The 18575-nt window shown below is 72.4% G+C and carries 18 protein-coding genes and 1 pseudogene; 8 read left to right on the top strand and 11 right to left on the bottom strand.

The window, feature by feature from the left end; translation table 11 throughout:
• Nucleotide 1 precedes the first annotated feature (1 nt).
• Genes mftD through mftA form a run of 4 tightly spaced genes read right to left on the bottom strand, consistent with a single transcriptional unit; the run spans nt 2 to nt 2922 of the window.
• Nucleotides 2-1228 (bottom strand): pre-mycofactocin synthase MftD, encoded by a 1227-nt coding sequence (mftD, locus tag ABD198_RS20750; RefSeq protein ID WP_344004018.1) that lies wholly within the window; start codon nt 1226-1228, stop codon nt 2-4.
• Nucleotides 1225-2490, bottom strand: a complete 1266-nt coding sequence (gene mftC, locus ABD198_RS20745) for a mycofactocin radical SAM maturase (protein ID WP_344004015.1) — start codon at nt 2488-2490, stop codon at nt 1225-1227. Before mftC ends, mftD begins: the two co-directional genes overlap by 4 nt.
• Nucleotides 2487-2774 carry a mycofactocin biosynthesis chaperone MftB gene (gene mftB, locus ABD198_RS20740; protein ID WP_344004012.1) on the bottom strand — a complete coding sequence of 96 codons (288 nt, stop codon included), beginning with the start codon at nt 2772-2774 and terminating at the stop codon, nt 2487-2489. The genes mftC and mftB overlap by 4 nt, the downstream gene beginning before the upstream one ends.
• Before the next feature lie 10 nt (nt 2775-2784).
• The gene (gene mftA, locus ABD198_RS20735) at nt 2785-2922 is read right to left on the bottom strand and encodes a mycofactocin precursor MftA (RefSeq protein ID WP_344004009.1); all 138 of its coding nucleotides are present in this window, start codon (nt 2920-2922) and stop codon (nt 2785-2787) included.
• Between the two features lie 383 nt (nt 2923-3305).
• Here mftA and mdo point away from each other — a divergent pair, with 383 nt between their 5' ends.
• The 4 genes from mdo to mftM all read left to right on the top strand — a co-directional run bounded on the left by mdo (nt 3306) and on the right by mftM (nt 8504).
• Entirely contained in the window at nt 3306-4598 is a 1293-nt protein-coding gene (gene mdo / locus ABD198_RS20730) for an NDMA-dependent methanol dehydrogenase (RefSeq protein WP_344004006.1), read from the top strand.
• 105 nt (nt 4599-4703) lie between these two features.
• A complete protein-coding gene (locus ABD198_RS20725; RefSeq protein WP_344004003.1) occupies nt 4704-5999 on the top strand; it encodes an AAA family ATPase in 1296 nt (431 codons plus the stop codon).
• 26 nt (nt 6000-6025) lie between these two features.
• Entirely contained in the window at nt 6026-7543 is a 1518-nt protein-coding gene (locus tag ABD198_RS20720) for a VWA domain-containing protein (protein ID WP_344004000.1), read from the top strand.
• Between the two features lie 34 nt (nt 7544-7577).
• Nucleotides 7578-8504: a mycofactocin oligosaccharide methyltransferase MftM gene (mftM, locus tag ABD198_RS20715; protein WP_344003997.1), complete on the top strand. Its 927-nt coding sequence runs from the start codon at nt 7578-7580 to the stop codon at nt 8502-8504.
• Nucleotides 8505-8557: 53 nt separating this feature from the next.
• Here the strand turns inward: mftM and ABD198_RS20710 are convergent, their stop codons facing one another.
• From ABD198_RS20710 to ABD198_RS20700, 3 genes are read right to left on the bottom strand one after another with little or no spacing between them, the layout of a single operon-like run.
• Complete coding sequence (locus ABD198_RS20710; RefSeq protein ID WP_344003994.1) at nt 8558-9232, bottom strand: MadR family response regulator transcription factor; 675 nt, start codon at nt 9230-9232, stop codon at nt 8558-8560.
• Nucleotides 9222-10598 (bottom strand): MadS family sensor histidine kinase, encoded by a 1377-nt coding sequence (locus ABD198_RS20705; RefSeq protein WP_344003991.1) that lies wholly within the window; start codon nt 10596-10598, stop codon nt 9222-9224. Before ABD198_RS20705 ends, ABD198_RS20710 begins: the two co-directional genes overlap by 11 nt.
• 31 nt (nt 10599-10629) lie before the next feature.
• Complete coding sequence (locus tag ABD198_RS20700) at nt 10630-11898, bottom strand: iron-containing alcohol dehydrogenase (RefSeq protein ID WP_344003988.1); 1269 nt, start codon at nt 11896-11898, stop codon at nt 10630-10632.
• Between the two features lie 256 nt (nt 11899-12154).
• Between ABD198_RS20700 and ABD198_RS20695 the strand changes: the two genes are divergently transcribed.
• From ABD198_RS20695 to ABD198_RS20680, 4 genes are all read left to right on the top strand, one after another.
• Nucleotides 12155-13402, top strand: a complete 1248-nt coding sequence (locus tag ABD198_RS20695; RefSeq protein ID WP_344003985.1) for a GAF domain-containing protein — start codon at nt 12155-12157, stop codon at nt 13400-13402.
• A gap of 117 nt (nt 13403-13519) precedes the next feature.
• Complete coding sequence (gene adh / locus ABD198_RS20690) at nt 13520-15037, top strand: aldehyde dehydrogenase (protein ID WP_344003982.1); 1518 nt, start codon at nt 13520-13522, stop codon at nt 15035-15037.
• Nucleotides 15037-15441: a DUF779 domain-containing protein gene (locus ABD198_RS20685; protein ID WP_344003980.1), complete on the top strand. Its 405-nt coding sequence runs from the start codon at nt 15037-15039 to the stop codon at nt 15439-15441. The genes adh and ABD198_RS20685 overlap by 1 nt, the downstream gene beginning before the upstream one ends.
• 67 nt (nt 15442-15508) lie before the next feature.
• Nucleotides 15509-16066, top strand: coding sequence for a glycoside hydrolase family 25 protein (locus ABD198_RS20680; RefSeq protein ID WP_344003977.1), 558 nt, complete (start codon nt 15509-15511; stop codon nt 16064-16066).
• A 52-nt stretch (nt 16067-16118) separates the two neighbouring features.
• On the opposite strand, the gene ABD198_RS20675 is transcribed toward ABD198_RS20680, so the two are convergent.
• From ABD198_RS20675 to ABD198_RS20660, 4 genes and pseudogenes are all read right to left on the bottom strand, one after another.
• Complete coding sequence (locus ABD198_RS20675; protein ID WP_344003974.1) at nt 16119-16331, bottom strand: EF-hand domain-containing protein; 213 nt, start codon at nt 16329-16331, stop codon at nt 16119-16121.
• Nucleotides 16332-16600: 269 nt separating this feature from the next.
• A pseudogene (locus tag ABD198_RS30760) lies at nt 16601-16833 on the bottom strand (MerR family transcriptional regulator); the annotation flags it as partial.
• A gap of 125 nt (nt 16834-16958) precedes the next feature.
• Nucleotides 16959-17567 (bottom strand): ATP-binding protein, encoded by a 609-nt coding sequence (locus ABD198_RS20665; RefSeq protein ID WP_344003972.1) that lies wholly within the window; start codon nt 17565-17567, stop codon nt 16959-16961.
• Nucleotides 17568-17746: 179 nt separating this feature from the next.
• Nucleotides 17747-18514 carry an enoyl-CoA hydratase/isomerase family protein gene (locus ABD198_RS20660; protein ID WP_344003969.1) on the bottom strand — a complete coding sequence of 256 codons (768 nt, stop codon included), beginning with the start codon at nt 18512-18514 and terminating at the stop codon, nt 17747-17749.
• Between the last annotated feature and the right edge of the window lie 61 nt (nt 18515-18575).

The raw sequence follows: 18575 nt of genomic DNA, 5'->3' as shown, positions 1-18575 counted from the left end.
ATCAGACCGTGCCCGGAGTGCTGGGCGCGCCCGAGGTGCGGGGTGCGTCCGGGGTGCGGGGCGTGCCCAGGGCGCGGGTGAAGCCCGGCGGGACGACCACGTCGTCGCGGGTCAGTTCGTGCACCGAGGAGCGGCCGAGGCCGAGCAGGGCGGAGTCGATGCCGCGGCTGATGATGTCCAGCACGTTCTCCACGCCCTGCTGCCCGGCTGCCGCGAGGCCCCACAGATAGGCGCGGCCGATCATCACGGCCCGGGCGCCGAGCGCCAGCGCCTTGACGACGTCGCTGCCGCGCCGGACTCCGCCGTCCAGCAGCAGTTCGACCTGGTCGCCGACCGCGTCGGCGATGGCGGGCAGGGCGCGGATGGGGGCCGGGGTGGCGTCCAGGTTGTTGCCGCCGTGGTTGGACACGGAGATGGCGGTGACTCCGGCGTCCACGGCGCGCAGGGCGTCGTCGACCCGGCAGACGCCCTTGAGCAGGAACGGCCCGTCCCACTGCTCGCGCAGCCAGCGCACGTCGTCCCAGGAGGGGGGCGGGGTCTGCATCCACTCGCCGTAGGCGCCGAAGAAGGTGGGGGCGTCCCGGCCGGGCTCGGCGAGGTTGGGGGTGGTCAGGTCCGGCAGGCTCCGGGACCTGACGAAGTCCCACAGCCAGCGCGGGCGGGTCACCGCCTCGGGCGCGAAGCGCAGCATCTCCTTCAGCGTCAGGCGCTCGGGGATCCGGGGGCTGCCCCAGTCGCGCCCGTAGGAGAACGACCAGTCGAGGGTGACGATCAGGGCCTTGGCGCCGGCCTCGCGGGCGTACTCGATGCGCCGGGTCATCGCGTCCTTGGAGCCCATCCAGTACATCTGGAAGAACGTGCTCGGGTTGGCGGCGACGACCTCGGCCAGCGGCTTGCTGGCGAAGGAGCTGAGCCCGATCGCGGTGCCGCGCGCGGCGGCGGCGCGGGCCACGGCGACCTCGCCGTCGGGGTGCACGGCCTGCACGCCCGTCGGGGAGATGATCACCGGCAGGGCGATGTCCTGCCCGAGGACGGTGGTGGCCTGGTCCCGCTTGGCGGACAGGCCGGCCACCCGCGGGGCGAAGCCCAGTTCGGCGAAGGCGGCGGTGTTGTCGTCGTAGGAGACGCCCTTCTCGGAACCGGCGAGCAGGGCGCTGTAGACGGACTTCGGCAGCCGCCTGCGCGCTCGCCGCTGGGCCTCGGCGACCGTCTCGATCCACGCGCTCATGTCGTTGTCCCGTCCTCTTCGTTCTCGTCGTGCTCGTCGTGCTCGTCGTCCGGTACGTGAGCGGGGATGAGCCCCGCCAGCGGGCTCTCGTCGCAGGGGCGGTCCGGGCGGGCGGTGCGGACCGCGGGCATGCCGAGGGGGACCGTGCGGTGCGAGTGGTCCTTGCCCTGGCGCGGCAGCGCACCGGGGTCGACCGCCGCGAGCGCGGCGGCGCCGTGGCCCTTGACGCACTCGGGGTCGGGGCCGTCCAGCGGCAGCCCGGTGAAGAACTTCGCGGCCATGCAGCCGCCCTGGCAGCTGTCGTACGCCGGGCAGCCGGAGCAGGCCCCGCCGGTGCCGGGCCCGCGCAGCTCGGCGAAGAGCGCCGAGTCCCGCCACACCCGCTCGAAGCCGCCGGGCGCGCGGACGTTGCCCGCCTTGAAGGCGTCGTGGAGGGCGAACGGGCAGGCGTAGACGTCCCCGACGGGGTCGATGAGGCACACGACGCGTCCGGCGCCGCACAGGTTGAGCCCCGGGAGCGGCTCGGAGCCCAGGGCGTTGAGGTGGAAGAACGAGTCCCCGGTGAGCACCCGTTCGCCGTGGCGGAGCAGCCAGTGGTAGATCTCCCGCTGCTGTTCCGGCGTCGGATGCAGTTCGTCCCAGACGTCCGCGCCGCGTCCGGAGGGCCGCAGCCGGGTGATGCGCAGCTGGGCGCCGTAGCGGTCGGCCAGCGCGGCGAACTCGTCGAGCTGGCTGACGTTCTGGCGGGTCATCACCACGGAGATCTTGAAGTCGCGGAAGCCGGCCTCCGCGAGGTTCTCCATGGCGCGCACGGCCATGTCGTACGAACCCCGGCCGCGCACCGCGTCGTTGACCTCACGGGTGGCGCCGTCCAGGGAGATCTGGACGTCGACGTAGTCGGTGGCGGCCAGCCGCCGGGCCCGTTCGGGGGTGATCCGCAGGCCGTTGGTGGAGAACTTCACGCCGACCCGGCGGGCGACGGCGTAGTCCAGCAGGTCCCAGAAGTCGGGGCGGACGGTGGGCTCGCCGCCGCCGACGTTGACGTAGAAGACCTGCATGCGCTGCAGCTCGTCGATCACGGAGCGCATCTCGTCCGTGGACAGCTCCAGCGGGTCGCGCCGGCCGGAGGAGGACAGGCAGTGCGCGCAGGAGAGGTTGCAGGCGTAGGTCCACTCCCAGGTCAGGCAGATGGGGGCGTGCAGGCCGCCCTTGAACTGCTCGGCCAGGGCGGGCACGGGCGGGGCTTCGGGGGTGAGGGTCACGGCTGCGGCTCCGCTTCGGTGGGGACGATCATGTCGGCGGCGGCCAGGGAGGCGAGCGCCCGGCGGATGGCCTCCCGGCGCCGCTCGGGCACCCCGGCCAGCACGTCCCGCACGCTGGTGCGGCCGTCCAGGCGCTGGACCAGCTCGAGGAGTTCGGGCGCCTTGAGGAACGACAGCCGGCGGTTGCCGAAGTGGTAGGCGAGCGCCCCGAACGGTTCGGGGCGCAGCGCGACACTCGGGCTGAGCCGGTACGGGCGCGCGGTGTCGAAGGCCGGGGTGGTCATCGCGGCCGGCCTAGTAGACGCCGCACATGCCGTCGATGGAGACCTCCTCGACGAGGACCTCCTCGCTCACGTCACCGTCCGCCGAGACGGGCGCCGGGGCGGTGGCCTCCGGCTCGGCGACGCGGTTCTCGTCCTGGACTGCGGGCATGACAAGCCTCCTGAGAAGGGGGGCGGATGAGGTGAGGGGTCCGGCGCTCGCATTCGCGGCACCGGCCCGATGCCGACGCTAGGGCGGGGCCACGGCGCCGTTCGCCCTGCTTCCGGCCGCCCCAGCCCTGCCCGGTCGGACAGGGCCGGGCCGCACGGCGCCGGTGTTCCCGGGCCGGCCCCTGCGACCGGAGGGGGCCGGGACTGTCCTTCCGTGCCGATCTGCCGCCCGTGCGGCCGGTGTCGCCCGCAGCGCCGTTCCCGGAGGGTGAAGCCCGCCGCACACTGCCGGCACGTCCGTGCTCCCCCGGACCCTGCGCCGCCGGCGACGGAGCAGTCGACGCAGCTCGCGCGGATCACCGCGCGGAAAGGACAGTCGCGATCATGCAGGTCGAAGAACTTCTCAAGCCCTTCCCCATCAAGGAGTTCCACCCCTTCCCCCGGGCGCTGATGGGCCCCGGCGCCCATGAGCTGATCGGTCCGGAGGCGAAGAAGCTGGGGTTCCGGCGGACGCTGGTGATGACCACGGGTCTGCGCGGCAGCGACACCGTGCACAAGATCGTCGAGTCGCTGAAGTACCACGGCCTTGAGGTCGTGCTGTACGACAAGGTCGAGTCCAATCCCAAGGACTACAACGTCATGGACGCCGTGGCGCTGTACCAGGAGAACGCCTGCGACTCCTTCGTCTCCATCGGCGGCGGCTCCGCGCACGACGCCTGCAAGGGCGCCCGGATCTCGGTGGCCCACGACGGCCGCAACGTCAACGACTTCGAGGGCTTCAACAAGTCCGAGAACCCCAAGAACCCGCCGCACATCGCGGTCTCCACCACGGCCGGCACCGGTTCGGAGACCTCGTGGGCGTACGTCATCACCGACACCACCACCGACCCGGACAATCCGCACAAGTACGTCGCCTTCGACGACGCCGCGGTGGCCTCCCTCGCCATCGACGACCCGACGCTGTACTACGACTGCCCGCTGGACTACACCGCCCAGTGCGGCTTCGACGTCCTCGCCCACGCCTCCGAGCCGTACGTCTCCCGGCTCAACTTCCAGCCGTCGCTGGGCAACGCGCTGCACGCCATCCGGCTGACGGCACGTCACCTGCGGCAGGCGGTGTGGAACGGCCAGGACCTGGCCGGACGCGAGGGCATGATGTACGCCCAGTACATCGCGGCGCAGGCGTTCAACTCGGGCGGCCTGGGCATCATCCACTCCATCTCGCACGCCGTGAGCGCCTTCTACGACACCCACCACGGCCTCAACAACGCCATCGCGCTGCCCCGCGTGTGGGCGTTCAACATGCCCACGCACTACGAGCGGTTCGCGGACATCGCCGAGGCGATGGGCGTGGACACCCACGGCATGACCAAGGTCAAGGCGGCCGAGGCGGCGCTCGCCGCGGGCATCCGGCTGCTGCGCGACGTCGGCATCCCGGAGAAGTTCACCGACGTCCGCCAGGACACCTACTCCAAGAACCGCCTGGGCCAGGGCCCGACGAAGTTCTACGAGCGGGCCAAGGAGATCGCGGGCGACGCGGCCGACGTCGACCGCATCACCCACCACGTCCTCGGCGACGCCTGCACCCCGGGCAACGCCAAGGAGTGCACCTTCGACACCGTCCGCCCGGTCGTCGAGCACTGCATGACCGGCGACCTGGACGACCTGCTCGGCTGAGCGCTCCCCGGCGACGCCCGGCAGGTACGGGGGCGGGGAGACGCCCCGAGGTCATCGTCGCCCCGCCCCCGCTTCCCCGGCGTCCCCCCGACGGACGGAGGACACGTGCACACCATCCCCACCGAGGACACCGAGAACCCCGCCGAGACTTACGCGTTCGCCTCGGTCGACGACGTCGCCGAACGGCTCGCGGCCCACGGCTACATCGCCTCCCGGCGGCTCGCCACCACCGTGTTCCTGCTGACCCGGCTGAACAAGCCGGTGCTGCTGGAGGGCCCGGCCGGGGTCGGCAAGACCGAGCTGGCCAAGACCCTCGCCGCGGTCACCGGGCGCCGGCTGCTGCGGCTGCAGTGCTACGAGGGCCAGGACGAGAGCCGGGCCCTGTACGAGTGGGACTACGGCAAGCAGCTGCTCTACACCCAGATGCTGCGCGACAAGATCGGCGACCTCACGGCCGACGCCCCCGACCTGGCCTCGGCGGTGCGCAGGATCGCGGAGCAGGACAGCGTGTTCTTCTCCGACCGGTTCCTCGCGCCGCGCCCCCTGCTGGACGCGGTGCGCGGCGAGCAGCCCTCCGTGCTGCTGATCGACGAGGTCGACCGGGCCGACGAGGCGCTGGAGGCCGTGCTCCTGGAGTGCCTCGCCGAGTACCAGGTGTCGGTCCCGGAGGTCGGCACCTTCACCGCGAAGGTCCCGCCGTTCGTCGTGCTGACCTCGAACAACACCCGTGATCTGTCCGCCGCGCTCAAGCGCCGCTGCCTGCACCTCTTCCTGGACTACCCGGACGCGGAACGCGAGCTTCAGATCGTGCGGTCGAAGCGGACGGGGCTGCCGGAGGCCGCGGCACGGCACCTGGTCGAGGTGGTCCGGGGGCTGCGCGAGCTGCCGCTGCGCAAGAGCCCGAGCATCTCGGAGACCATCGACTGGGCCCGCACGCTCGCCGTGCTCGGCGTGGAGGAACTCGATCCGGTGGTCCTCGCCGAGACCGCGGGGGTGGTGCTCAAGTACGAGCGCGATCTCGGGCGCGCCCAGGAGGTGCTGCCCCGCCTGGTCGACCCCAACCGGGAGCTGCCCGAGCCGGGGCACCTTCACGGGGGCCACCACCACGACGGGCACCCTCACCACGGAGGCCATCACCACGACGGTCACCACCACGACGGGCACCCCCACCGGCACAACGGGCAGCACCGCGACACCGGCGACGACCCCGACGCCGGGCCCGCCGCGCTCGACGGGCCTGACGGCCGTGAGGTGCGCAAGGCCAAGGACCTGCCGGGCCGGCACGACGACGGCTACTACGGCTCGCCCGGTCCTGGCCCCGTCCGCCGCGCCGAGCCCGGTTCCGGCCAGGGTGCCCGCGCCTTCGCCGCCGTGGCCCGCCGCCGCACCGGCGACGGCTGAACCGGGGGTGGGAGATGGAAGCCGGGGTGCACCGATTCGTCCGCCTGCTGCGGCTGTCCGGGATGCGGGTCTCCGCGTCGGAGGCGGTGGACGCCATGCGCGGGGCCGCCCAGCCCGGTGTGCTCGCCGACCGGGAGACCCTGCGGGAGGCGCTGCGGATGACGCTGGTCAAGGACCGGCGGGACGACGAGCTGTTCGACGAGCTGTTCACCGCGTTCTTCGCGCTGCGCCCGGTGGCGCGGGACGCCGGCGGGCACGGCCACGATCACGCCCACGACGACCTGACCGACACCGGGGAGCTGGAGTCGTACACCGTCTCCGAGGAACCGGCCGGGACTCCGCAGCAGGGCCACAGCCACGGCAAGCCGTCCGACATCCGCGACTACTTCGACCAGCGGGACCTGGCCGAGCAGTACAACCTGCACCAGGAGGCCAACAAGATCGACCTGGCCTCGATGACCGACGAGATCGTGCTGTCGGAGGACGGCGGCACGGACGCCGCGGGCACCCCCTCGGTGCAGCTGGAGACGGAGCGCCTGCACGGCGCCGGGGTGCCCGGACGGCTCGCCCCCGGCACCGGTCACCGGCTCGGCACCGAGCTGTCTGTGGCGCAGGCGGACGCCCTGCTCGGCCGCCCGTCCGGCGCGTCCGACGACGAACGGGACGACGCCGCCGGCGCGCGCGGCCCGCTGGCCGGTGTCGTCGACCGGCTGCCCGAGCTGCTCGCCCGCCATCTGGACCGGCTCGCCGAGCTCGAGGCGGTGGCCGTGGAGTCGGCCCGGATCGCCGGTCGCGCCCGCACCGAGAGCATCGACGAGGCGGAGCGGGAGCAGCTGGAGGAGGCGCTGCGGCGGGTGGGCCGCACCCTGGGCGGGGCGCTCACCAGCCGCCGGCGCGCCACGCCCCGGGGCCGGGTCGACCCGGGCCGCACCATGCGCCGCAATATGCGCTACGACGGTGTGCCGTTCCGGCCGGTCACGGTGACCCGCGCGGAGGACCGGCCGCGGCTGGTCGTCCTCGCGGACGTGTCGCTGTCGGTGCGCGCCACCGCCCGCTTCACCCTGCATCTGGTGCACGGACTGCAGTCCCTGTTCGGTCAGGTCCGCTCGTTCGCCTTCGTCGACGAACCCGTCGAGATCACCGAGCTGTTCGCGGAGCACCCGCTGCACAAGGCGCTCGGCCTGGTCTTCGACGGGCTGCCGGCGGGCGGTCTGCTCGATGTGGACGCCACCTCCGACTACGGCCGGACGCTGGAGCTGCTGCTGGCCGAGCACTCCCCCGCGCTCGGCCGGCGCACCACGCTGCTGGTGCTCGGCGACGGCCGGGGCAACGGCAACCCGCCGGGGCTGGCCGCCTTCGAGGAGATCACCCGCAGGGTGCGGCAGACGGTCTGGCTCACCCCGGAGCCGCGCTGGTCCTGGTCCCTGGGCGCCTGCGACCTGCCCCGGTACGCGGAGCACTGCGACCGGGTGCAGGTGGTGGGCGACCTCGCCGGGCTGGAGCGCGTGGCCCACCGGCTGGCCGCGGAGGCGACCGGCCGATGAGCACCGTGGCAGATCCTCCGGCGGAGCAGCCGTCATGAGCGTTTCCCCGCCGCGCATCGCCGTCGCCGCGCGCCGCATCGACCCGCTGGCGCCCGGTGCGCCCGGCCGGTACACCGACGCGGTGGTGCACGTGGTGCGCGAGCGTCCCGGCTGCGCCACGGTGCCGGATCCCATCGTCCGCACCGAGCACTTCAGCCTGCGCCGCCGCGGCCGGCGGGTCGAGCTGGGGCACTGGCTGCGCCCCGATCAGCTGGACAACGATCTGGCGGGACTGCTCGCCGAGGAGCTGTTCGCGCCGGGCTGGCTGTCCGGGAACGATGTCTTCGAGCGGGTGTTCACGGGAGTGGTGCGCTCCTGTGTGGACGGCCCGCTGGCCGCCTGGACCACCTTCTACGACAACACCCTCGCCCGGATCCGGCGGTGCGCGCACCGGCCGGCCGACGCCGCGCACTCGTCGATCGCCGGGTTCGCCCCCGTCTACGGCCGGGCCCTCGAACTCGTCGGCCAGGGCTCGGTGCTGGACCTGGGCTCCTGCTTCGGGTTCCTGCCGCTGCTGCTCGCCGAGCGGCGGCAGGGCGCGGTGACCGCGTCCGACCTCTCCCGGGGCACCATGCGGCTGCTGGCCGAGGTCGCGCGGGCGCGGGGCACCGCCCTGGCGACGCTGGTGTGCGACGCGGCGCGGGTGCCGCTGCCCGACCGGTCGGTGGACACCGTGACCGTCATCCACGTCCTGGAGCACCTGGAACCCGGGCACGGGGACACCGTGGTCCGGGAGGCGCTGCGGCTGGCGCGCCGCCGGGTAGTGGTGGCCGTGCCCTACGAGGACGAGCCGACCGCCGCGTACGGGCATGTGCGCTGCTTCGACCCGGACCGGCTCGCCGCGCTCGGCCGCCGCACCCGGGTGCCGTACGCCGTCGACTCGTACCACGGCGGCTGGCTGGTCCTCGAGCCCGGCCGGTGACCCGGAGGAGCACCCCGAGCGACACCGAGGAGCACAGAAGACCAGGCCGGACCTCAGATCACGCCCAGTTTGCTGGCCTCGTAGACGACCTCGGCGCGGCTGCCGACGTCCATCTTGCGCATGATGTTGCGCACGTGGAACTTGACGGTGGTCTCCGAGATGTACAGCTCCGCGCCGATCTCGCGGTTGCTGAGCCCGCGGGCGAGCAGCGGCAGGACCTTCAGCTCGCGTTCGGTGAACCGGGGCTGTTCGGGCCCCACCCGCATCGAGCGGACCATCGCCGCGGCGGCGTGCGAGTCGAAGGCGCTCTCGTCGCGGGCCACGGCCCGGATCGAGCGCAGCAGTTCGGTGGTGTCGACGTCCTTGACGACATAGCCGCGCGCGCCGTGGCGGATCGCCTCGACCACGAGGTTGTCGTCGAGGAAGGTGGTCAGCACCAGCACCGCCAGTCCCGGGTGGCGGCGGGTCAGGCTCGCGCACAGCTCCAGGCCCTCGGTGTCGGCCCCGGTGGACAGCTTCAGGTCCAGCAGCACGATCGCGGGCCGTACCCGGTCGACGACGGCCTCGGCCTCGGCGGCGGTGCTGGCCTCGCCGACCACCTCGAGGTCGCTCTCGCGCTCCAGGATCGACCTGAGCCCGTGCCGGACGATCGCGTGATCGTCCACCAGCACGATCCGCAGGGTGTCGGTGCTGCCCTGAAGGGTGTCAGCGGTCGTGTCAGCGGTCATCGGCCGTCTCCTCGTCGACGCGTACCGGAAGCGGGATGCGGGCCCGCAGCAGGACGCCGCCCAGCTTCGAGCGGCGGATGGTCAGGCTGCCCCCGAGCTCCTCGACCCTGGCCACCATGTTGGCGAGGCCGCGGTGCCGGCCGGACAGGTCGGCGGCCCGGGACAGCGCCAGCACCCGCCGCAGATGCGCGGGGTCTCCGGTGCCGTCGTCGGAGACGGTCAGCACCAGCACGTCCGGCTGATAGCGGAGCCGGACCAGGGCGCGGGCGGCCTTGCCGTGGGTGGCGGAGTTGAACAGTGCCTCGCCGGTCAGCCGGAGCACGGACTGCTCGGCGCGCGGCGGCAGCGGCACCGGACGGCCCCGGACCTCCACCCGGACGTCCAGCGCGGTGGGCAGGTGCACCGTGGAGAGCCGCTCCAGCATCACCGGCAGCGGTCCCGGGGGCTCCTCGGTGTGGTGCAGCGCGTAGATGGAGGCGCGCAGCCGTTCCACGGCCTGCCGGTTGAGGTCCTTGGCCTCGGCGAGCCGCCCGGCGATCCGGGCCGCGGGACCGCCCAGCGCCTCCAGTTCGGCCCGGCACACCTCCATCGTCATGCCCGCGCTGAGCACGTACTGGGTGACGCTGTCGTGCAGTTCGCGGGCGATGCGGTGGCGTTCGTCGTCGAGCGTCTGCCGGCGCATCGCGTCGAACAGGCGGGCCTGGGTCTCGGCGAGTTCCGCGCTTCGCGCGGCGAGGTCCCTGGCCTGGCGTTCGGCGGCCTCCGACAGCTCCTCGGTGCGGCCGCGCAGCGCGGTCGCGGCGTGGAAGAGGTAGGTGTTGTGCAGGGCGACGGCGGCCTGGTTGGCGAGCACCCGCAGCACCGCGAGGTCGGTGTCCGCGACCTCCACGCCGGGGCCCGGCTGGGCGGCGATGCCGCCGACCGGCTCGTCGTCCAGGGTCATCGGCGCCCGCACCCAGCCGCCGCCCCCGGCGGGTGCCTCGGCCTCCCAGGGCCGGGTGCGCAGCACGGCCAGGTGCTCGCGCGCCTCGGCGGGCACCCGGGTCTCGTCGTCGATCAGCACGTCGTCGGCGTAGAGCAGGAAGCGCGGCCGGGCCGCCCGCAGCGCCCCGTCGGCGACCACCAGCAGCAGCCGGCGGGCCTGCAGATGCTCGGCAGCCGCCCGGATCACGGCCTCCACCAGGGCGCGCGGCCCCTCGGCGGTGCGCACCAGCGCGCGGGAGATGCCGTCCAGGGCCTCCACGGTCCGCTCCAGCCGCTCCATGGAGCGCACATAGGCGGGGTAGTAGGACCGTTTGCCCGACCGCAGCCCGGTGAGGACGCCCAGGTCGTCGGTCCACGGGGACCGTTCGGGAACGCTGCTCATCCGGCTCGCCTCGCCCGGTGGCCGTGGCGCTTCACAGCGCCTCGCGGAACAGCGTCTCGGCGGCGTGCCGGTCGATGTCGCGCGGGTTGGTGGCCATGCACGCGTCCTTCAGGGTGGTGCGGGCCAGTACGGACACGTCGGACTCCGCGACCCCGAGGCTCGCCAGCCCCTTGGGCACGCCCAGGTCGTCGGCGAGCGCGCGCACCAGATCGGCCAGCTGGAGCGCCACCTCGTAGGGAGGGACGCCGTCGGTGGGGATCCCGGCCGCCGCGCCGAGGGCGGCGAAACGCTCCGGCCACGCCTGGGCGTTGAAGCGGATCACATGCGGCAGCAGCACGCCGTTGACCACGCCGTGCGGCGCGTCCAGCAGTCCGCCGACCTGGTGGCTCATGGCGTGGGTGGCGCCGAGGATGGCGTTGGTGAAGGCCATCCCGGCCTCCAGCGACGCCTGCGCCATGGCGAGCCGGGCGCCGAAGTCCTTCGGCTGGATCCGGGTGCGCACCAGGTTCCGGGTGATCAGTTCGACGGCGTGCAGGGCGTGGATGTCGGTGAGCGGATTGTGCGCCCGGGACACGAACGCCTCGATCGCGTGGGTCAGCGCGTCCAGGCCGGTCGCCGCGTTCAGCCAGTCCGGCATGGTGGTCAGCAGCCGCGGGTCGATGACGGAGATCTCCGGGACCAGGGTCCGGCTGACAATGGTGATCTTGATGTGCTGGGTGGTGTCCGTGATGACCGCGAACTGCGACACATCGGCGCCGGTGCCCGAGGTGGACGGCACCATCACGGTCGGCGGGATCGGCTGCACCACCCGGTCCACGCCCTCGTAGCCGAGGATGTGGCCGCCGTTGGACGCCAGGATCGCCACGCCCTTGGCGGCGTCGATGACGGAGCCGCCGCCGACGCCCACGATCACGTCGCAGCCGCTCTCCACGTACCGCCCGAACCCGGCCTCGACCTCGTGGTCCTTGGGGTTGGGGGTCACGTCGTGCCAGATCACGGGGCGCAGGCCGACCCGGCGCAGATGACCGGCGGCCTCCTCCACCCACCCGGCCTCGATCAGCCCCGGGTCGGTGACCAGGAACGGCCGGCGGCCGCCGAGCCGCAGCGCGCAGTGGCCGATCTCGGCCAGCGAGCCGGGCCCGAAGACGATCTCGGGCACATGGAACTTGGCCAGCCGGGCGGGCTGCGGGGCGGCCTCCGCGCCGGTCGGCTGCGGTCCGGCCAGCTCCCACCGCTGGTCACCGCTCCAGTCGGCACTCGGTTCCCGATCGGTGACCACCGGCCCTGGAATGAGCGCCACGCGACCTCCCCGGATCGTTGCTGCAGTCGAGGCCGGCAACATAAGTGAAACCTTGATTTTGCCGCTTCGCTGTCGGATAACTCTTACAACAGACCGACTGACCCTTACGTCCTCACCGAGCACCACCGTAGACATGCGCGTCCACGGGCGGAACCCGTCCGACCGGAGCGCGCGTACCCGTCCGAATGGACAGGTGTGCTCCGGTCCGCTCCGGCGGACAATGGCCGACTGTCCCCGTTCGACGACAGGGAAGCAGATGTCACAGCGCAGCGACAGCGACCTCTGGCAGCGCAGGGCGACGCTGGAGGACGAGTGGTCCCGCTGGGTGGCCGGCCGCAAGGCGGTCGGGGCCGTTCCGCCGGCCCGAGGGGCGCTGCGGCCCGAGGTGACCGAGTCGTGGGGCCGCTCCCTGGTCATGGTGGACCCGCGGCTGGACAGCGCGCCCGTGTCCGAGGACGGTTCGGTGGCCCGCCGCTGGGCCGGGTCGCCGCTGCGCCGGCCGGTCGACGACCTGGCGGACGAGCTGCGCAGCATCGCCGAGGACGCCGGTTTTGTCAGCGCCGTGACCGACGAGTCCGGCACCATCCTGTGGACCTGCGGCGGACGCACCATGCGGGCCCGCGCCGAGCGGGTCAACTTCGCGCCCGGCGGCCGCTGGGACGAGCCCGCCATGGGCACCAACGCCCTGTCGCTGGCGCTGCGCACCGGCCGCCCGAGCACCGTCTTCTCCGCCGAGCACCTGGTGAGCGCGCTGCACGGCTGGGTCTGCTACTGCGCTCCGGTGCACGCACCCGACGGCCGCATCCTCGGCGTGCTGGACCTGTCCACCACCTGGGACCGCTCGCACCCGCTCGCGATGTCCACGGTCCGCTCCCTGGTGTCCGCCATCGAGAGCCGGCTGCGCACCGAGCTGCCCGCGCAGCCGCCCGCGCCGTCCGGCGCGCCCGTGCGGCTGACCTGCCTGGGCGCCGAGCGGGCCGAACGCGGCGGCGCCCCGCTGCCGTTGCGCCCGCGCCAGCTGGAGATCCTCACCCTGCTGGCGCTGGAGCCGGAGGGCTTCACCGCCGACCGGCTGCGGGAGGCGCTGTACGGCGACCGCCCGGTCACCGCGTCCACGTTCAAGGCGGAGGTCTCCCATCTGCGGCGCGCGCTGGGCGGCGGGATCGCGCCGCGCCGCTACGCCCTGACCGGCCCCGTCTCCTGCGACGCGGTGGACGTGCTGCGCGCGCTGAAGCAGGGCGATCTCACCACCGCCCTGCGCCACTACGGCGGGCCGCTGCTGCCCCGCTCCGAGGCGCCCGGCATCGTCGAATGGCGGGCCCAGCTGGAGGTCGCCGTGCGCGAGGCGGTCCTGGCCAGCACCGATCCCCAGCACAGCCTGAGCTATGGCGAACGGGCCCCGTACGACGCGGAGGTGCACCAGCGGGCGCTGCGGCTGCTGGCGCCCGGCGACACCCGCCGCCCGATCGCGGTGGGCCGGCTCAGCACCGCGCTGCGCGACTGAGAAGGGCGCCGTTCCGGCGCCAACCTCCCGCCAACCTCGGGGAGTCACAGTGAGCGGCATCACGACGGCACGGTCCGTCGGACCACCGCAACTCACCATCCCCCGAGGAGAGCCGCCATGGTGTACGCGCAGCCCGGCACGGACGGCAGCATCGTCGCCTTCAACAGCCGGTACGACAATTTCATCGGCGGAAAGTGGGTCGCCCCCGTCGAAGGCCGCTACTTCGAGAACCCGAGCCCGGTCACCGGCAAGGTCATCTGCGAGGTGGCCCGCTCCTCCGCCGCGGACATCGAGCTGGCGCTGGACGCCGCGCACGCCGCCGCGCCCGCGTGGGGCCGCACCTCCACCACCGAGCGGGCGAACATCCTCAACAGGATCGCCGACCGGATCGAGGAGAACCTGGAGAAGATCGCCGTCGCGGAGACCTGGGAGAACGGCAAGCCGGTGCGCGAGACGCTGGCGGCCGACATCCCGCTCGCCGTGGACCACTTCCGGTACTTCGCCGGGGTGGTGCGCGCCCAGGAGGGCAGCATCGCGGAGATCGACGCGGACACGGTGGCGTACCACTTCCACGAGCCGCTGGGCGTGGTCGGCCAGATCATCCCGTGGAACTTCCCGATCCTGATGGCCGCGTGGAAGCTGGCGCCCGCGCTGGCCGCCGGAAACTGCGTGGTCATCAAGCCCGCCGAGCAGACCCCGGCCAGCCTGCTGTACGTGGTCGAGCTGATCGCCGACCTGCTGCCGCCGGGCGTGCTCAACGTCGTCAACGGCTTCGGCGTGGAGGCGGGCAAGCCGCTGGCCTCCAACCCGCGCATCGCGAAGGTGGCGTTCACCGGTGAGACCACCACCGGCCGCCTGATCATGCAGTACGCCAGCGAGAACATCATCCCGGTCACGCTGGAGCTGGGCGGCAAGTCGCCCAACATCTTCCTGCCGGACGTGACGGCCGCCGACGACGACTTCCTGGACAAGGCCGTCGAGGGCTTCGTGATGTTCGCGCTCAACCAGGGCGAGGTATGCACCTGCCCGTCCCGGGCGCTGATCCACTCGTCGATCTACGACGAGTTCATGGCCCGCTGCGTCGAGCGCACCAAGGCCATCGTCAGCGGCAACCCGCTGGACCCGGCGACCATGATCGGCGCGCAGGCCAGCAACGACCAGTACGAGAAGATCCTCTCCTACATCGACATCGGCAAGAAGGAGGGCGCCGAGCTGCTCACCGGCGGCGGTCCGCGCACGGTGGAGGGCCTCGAGGGCGGCTACTACATCGAGCCGACGATCTTCCGGGGCACCAACGACATGCGGATCTTCCAGGAGGAGATCTTCGGCCCGGTGGTGTCGGTGACCAGGTTCGACTCGGTCGACGAGGCCCTGAAGATCGCCAACGACACCCTGTACGGCCTGGGCGCCGGCGTGTGGACGCGGGACGGCAACACCGCCTACCGCATGGGCCGCGAGATCAAGGCGGGCCGGGTGTGGACCAACTGCTACCACGCCTACCCGGCGCACGCGGCGTTCGGCGGCTACAAGAAGTCCGGCATCGGCCGCGAGACGCACAAGATGATGCTCGACCACTACCAGCAGACCAAGAACCTGCTGGTGAGCTACTCGGCCAAGAAGCTCGGCTTCTTCTGATGGGAGCGCGCGTGACCCGGGTCGAACTGACGCAGGCAGCCGCGGACTTGGTGAACAGACTGAAGGGCATGCACGGTCCGCTGATGTTCCACCAGTCCGGCGGCTGCTGCGACGGCAGCGCACCGATGTGCTACCCGCGCGGCGAGTTCCGGGTCGGCGCCTGTGACGTCCTGCTCGGACATGTCGCCGGTGACACACCGTTCTGGATGAGCGCCGACCAGTACGCGTACTGGCGGCACACTCACCTCACCGTCGACGTGGTGCCCGGCCGGGGCAGCGGCTTCTCGCTGGAGGCGCCCGAGGGCGTCCGCTTCCTGCTCCGCTCCCGGGTCCTCACCGACGAGGAGTTCCAACGGGCCGAGGCGGAGCCGCCGTTGCCGACGGGGGCCGACGTCACGGACTGACACGGTTGCCGCGAAGTGCCGGGGGAATCCTTGATTCCAGAACATCCCCCGGCACTTCGGGAGCATCATGCTGCGCGGTATCGACGTCAGCTCGTACCAGCCCTCGTCCTACGACACCGACGGCCTCTCCTTCGTCTTCATCAAGGCGACCGAGGGCCGTTCCTACGTCAACCCCAAGCTGGCCGCCCAGACCAGGACGGCCCGCGACGCCGGTCTGGTGACCGGCTTCTACCACTTCCTCTGGCCGGGCAATCTCACCGCCCAGGCCGAGTACTTCGTCTCCAAGGCCCCGGAACGCGCCGGGGACATCCTCGCCGTCGACTGGGAGACCACGGGCGACGGGACCCGGGCCGGCAACGCGGAGAAGGACTCCTTCATCCGCAAGGTGAAGGCACTCCGCCCGGACCACCGGGTGATCCTCTACTGCAACCGCAACTTCTGGCTCAACGTGGACACCACCTCCTACGCCGGCGACGGCCTGTGGATCGCCGACTACGTCACCGCGGGCAAGCCCCGCATCAAGGCCAAGTGGCGCTTCCACCAGTACACCGACGACCCGCTGGACAAGAACGTCGCCGACTTCGCCGGCAAGGCGGCGCTGAAGGAGTGGGCCGGCGGCGCCTGAGGCCCGGCCGCGAGACCGGGCCCTTGCGCTTCGGGTCATCCGGCGCCGCGGGTCACTTGTTCAGGTGGGCCCAGAACTCGTCGAAGGACAGCAGCTTGTCGCCGTCGAGGTCGCGGCTGGCGATGATCGCCTCGGCGACCGCCTCGGTGACGTTCCAGTCGCCGCCCTGGGCCAGAGCGGTCTTGAACTCGGCAGCGGTGATGTAACCGTCCCCGTTCGTGTCGATCCGCTCGAACTGCTTGCGCGCTTCTTCGATGTCCGCCACCGATCCGCCCCTCGTTCATGTGCTGTTCGTACTGGCTTGCTGTCGCAGGTCAGATTAGCTGGCCGCCCTCGCGTCCAGTGCGGCGACCACCCAGGCGAACTCCGCCTCATTAGGAGGCGGGGGGGTCCTGGCCGTTCACGATCGCGTTGAGCGCGCGGTAGCGGGCGAGGCGCGGGTCGGTGCCCGCGGCGAGGCGCTCCTTCACGGCGGCGGGGTCGGCGTCGCCGATCAGGTCGCGCAGGATCCCGGCGGCGCGGGGCGATTCCGGGGGCGACGGTGGTCTCGCCGGCCAGGATCCGGCGGACGTCCGCCGGCGCGACAGGCCCAGTTCGCGCAGGGTCGTGGATCAGCTCGAGGCGGGCCGCTGCTGCGGCGTCGTAGAGGCGGTAGCCGCCGGGGGCAGGGCGCCCTCGTCGGACCAGTAGCGGATGGTGCGCACGGACAGGCCGGTGGCGCGGGCCGGCTCACCGATGGTGAACAGCTCGGTGCCGTCTTCGTTCATGGCGAGGAGTGTGGTGTCTCCAGCGGGTGGAGACTCAAGGACGCGCCCGGCGACCGGTGGCGCGGGACGCATCCGAAGACCGACACGCGGGACGGACTCAGCGGTCGGTGACGCGGGACGCGCGCTCAGCGGTCGGTGACGCGCATCTCGAACCAGGTGGTCTTGCCGCGGGGCAGCAGGTCGACGCCCCAGCGGTCGGCCAGTGTGTCGACGAGGAAGAGGCCGCGTCCGCTGATGTCCATCTCCTGGACCGGCATCAGACAGGGCAGGCCGCGGGACGGGTCGCGGACCTCGATACGGATCCAGCCGCGGCGGTGGCGCAGCCGCAGCCCGAAGACGCGGGCGCCGGTGTGGCGTACGGCGTTGCCGACCAGCTCGGAGACGAGTAAGACGGCGTCCTCGGTGGTCCTGGCGTTGAGGCCCCACTGGCGCAGGATCACCATCTGGACCAGTCGGCGGGCGGTGGCCGCGGACTCGGGACGGGACGGCAACGGAACCTCTTGCTCCGTGGGGTTGCCGAACAACTCCAGTGCCTTCAGGGCGCGTTCGTCCTCGACCGTCGGCGACCAGCGCGACGCAGTGGCACGTCCGTCTCCCCGCGGCTGTTCCATACCCTCCAGCCCCGCCATGCCCCCATCATGACCGCCGGGGGCGGCCCCGGGGGCCGTTCCGGAGGAATACGCCCCCTGTGCGCCCCTCTTCCGCACCGGTCCGCCGTCATATGCCAGAGGCATTTCGCGGCCGTCGGCACCCTGCCTCACCTGCGGAGACGGCTCGCTCTGCGGCAATCGACGGACTCCCTCGACAAGGCGGGCTTAAGGCGCCCTTAAGGCTGCCATAAACCGCCCTGCCGAGGGACTGGAATCAGACATCGCGTCAATTGCAAGCCCTGGCGCAGGTTTTCACCTCGCCGTCAGAGGAACTTCGCCTTGCCCGGCCCTTCCTCCACGAAGCTGCGCATACCGCGCTCCCGGTCCTCGGTGGCGAACAGGCCCGCGAACCAGTTGCGTTCCACGGCGAGACCGGTGTCGATGTCCGTCTCCAGGCCGGTGTCGATGGACTCCTTGGCCGCGCGCAGCGCGATCGCCGGCCCCTGCGCGAGCTTCGCCGCCCAGGCGTGCGCGGCGGAGTACACCTCCTCGGCGGGCACCACCCGGTCCACCAGGCCCAGCGCCAGCGCCTCGTCGGCCTTGACCTGGCGGCCGGTGAAGATCAGGTCCTTCGCCTTGGACGGGCCGATCAGCCGCGCCAGGCGCTGGGTGCCGCCCGCGCCCGGGATGAGGCCGAGCAGGATCTCCGGCTGGCCCAGCTTGGCGTTCTCCGCGGCGATGCGGTAGTCGGCGCAGAGCGCCAGCTCGCAGCCGCCGCCGAGCGCGTAGCCGGTGACCGCGGCCACCACCGGCTTGGGGATGCGGGCCACCGCGGTGAAGGAGTCCTGCAGGGCGCGGGCGCGCAGGACCATCGCGGTGTGGTCCATGGCCTGCATCTCCTTGATGTCCGCGCCGGCCGCGAACACCTTCTCCCCGCCGTAGATCACCACGGCCCGCACGTCGTCGCGGCGGGTGGCCTCCTCGGCGAGTTCCTTGAGCCGGTCCTGGGTGGCGATGTCCAGCGCGTTCATGGGCGGGCGGTCCAGGCGCAGCGTGCCGACGCCCTCGGCGACTTCGAGATTCACGGTCATGAGAGCAGGTTAACGGGGGCTAACGCCGGCGGCCCCGGTGCCGTACCTCACACCGGGGCCG

Origin of the sequence: Streptomyces thermocarboxydovorans, assembly GCF_039524635.1 — a bacterium.
Taxonomy (GTDB): Bacteria; Actinomycetota; Actinomycetes; order Streptomycetales; family Streptomycetaceae; genus Streptomyces; species Streptomyces thermocarboxydovorans.
This window is presented reverse-complemented; position numbering and strand designations above follow the sequence as displayed.

Coding starts and splice junctions, on each gene's coding strand:
- ABD198_RS20705 (WP_344003991.1), bottom strand. CDS start 10,598: ATGAGCAGCGTTCCCGAACGGTCCCCGTGGACCGACGACCTGGGCGTC.
- ABD198_RS20680 (WP_344003977.1), top strand. CDS start 15,509: ATGCTGCGCGGTATCGACGTCAGCTCGTACCAGCCCTCGTCCTACGAC.
- mftD (WP_344004018.1), bottom strand. CDS start 1,228: ATGAGCGCGTGGATCGAGACGGTCGCCGAGGCCCAGCGGCGAGCGCGC.
- adh (WP_344003982.1), top strand. CDS start 13,520: ATGGTGTACGCGCAGCCCGGCACGGACGGCAGCATCGTCGCCTTCAAC.
- ABD198_RS20695 (WP_344003985.1), top strand. CDS start 12,155: ATGTCACAGCGCAGCGACAGCGACCTCTGGCAGCGCAGGGCGACGCTG.
- ABD198_RS20660 (WP_344003969.1), bottom strand. CDS start 18,514: ATGACCGTGAATCTCGAAGTCGCCGAGGGCGTCGGCACGCTGCGCCTG.
- ABD198_RS20710 (WP_344003994.1), bottom strand. CDS start 9,232: ATGACCGCTGACACGACCGCTGACACCCTTCAGGGCAGCACCGACACC.
- mftM (WP_344003997.1), top strand. CDS start 7,578: ATGAGCGTTTCCCCGCCGCGCATCGCCGTCGCCGCGCGCCGCATCGAC.
- mdo (WP_344004006.1), top strand. CDS start 3,306: ATGCAGGTCGAAGAACTTCTCAAGCCCTTCCCCATCAAGGAGTTCCAC.
- mftB (WP_344004012.1), bottom strand. CDS start 2,774: ATGACCACCCCGGCCTTCGACACCGCGCGCCCGTACCGGCTCAGCCCG.
- ABD198_RS20665 (WP_344003972.1), bottom strand. CDS start 17,567: ATGCCTCTGGCATATGACGGCGGACCGGTGCGGAAGAGGGGCGCACAG.
- mftA (WP_344004009.1), bottom strand. CDS start 2,922: ATGCCCGCAGTCCAGGACGAGAACCGCGTCGCCGAGCCGGAGGCCACC.
- ABD198_RS20685 (WP_344003980.1), top strand. CDS start 15,037: ATGGGAGCGCGCGTGACCCGGGTCGAACTGACGCAGGCAGCCGCGGAC.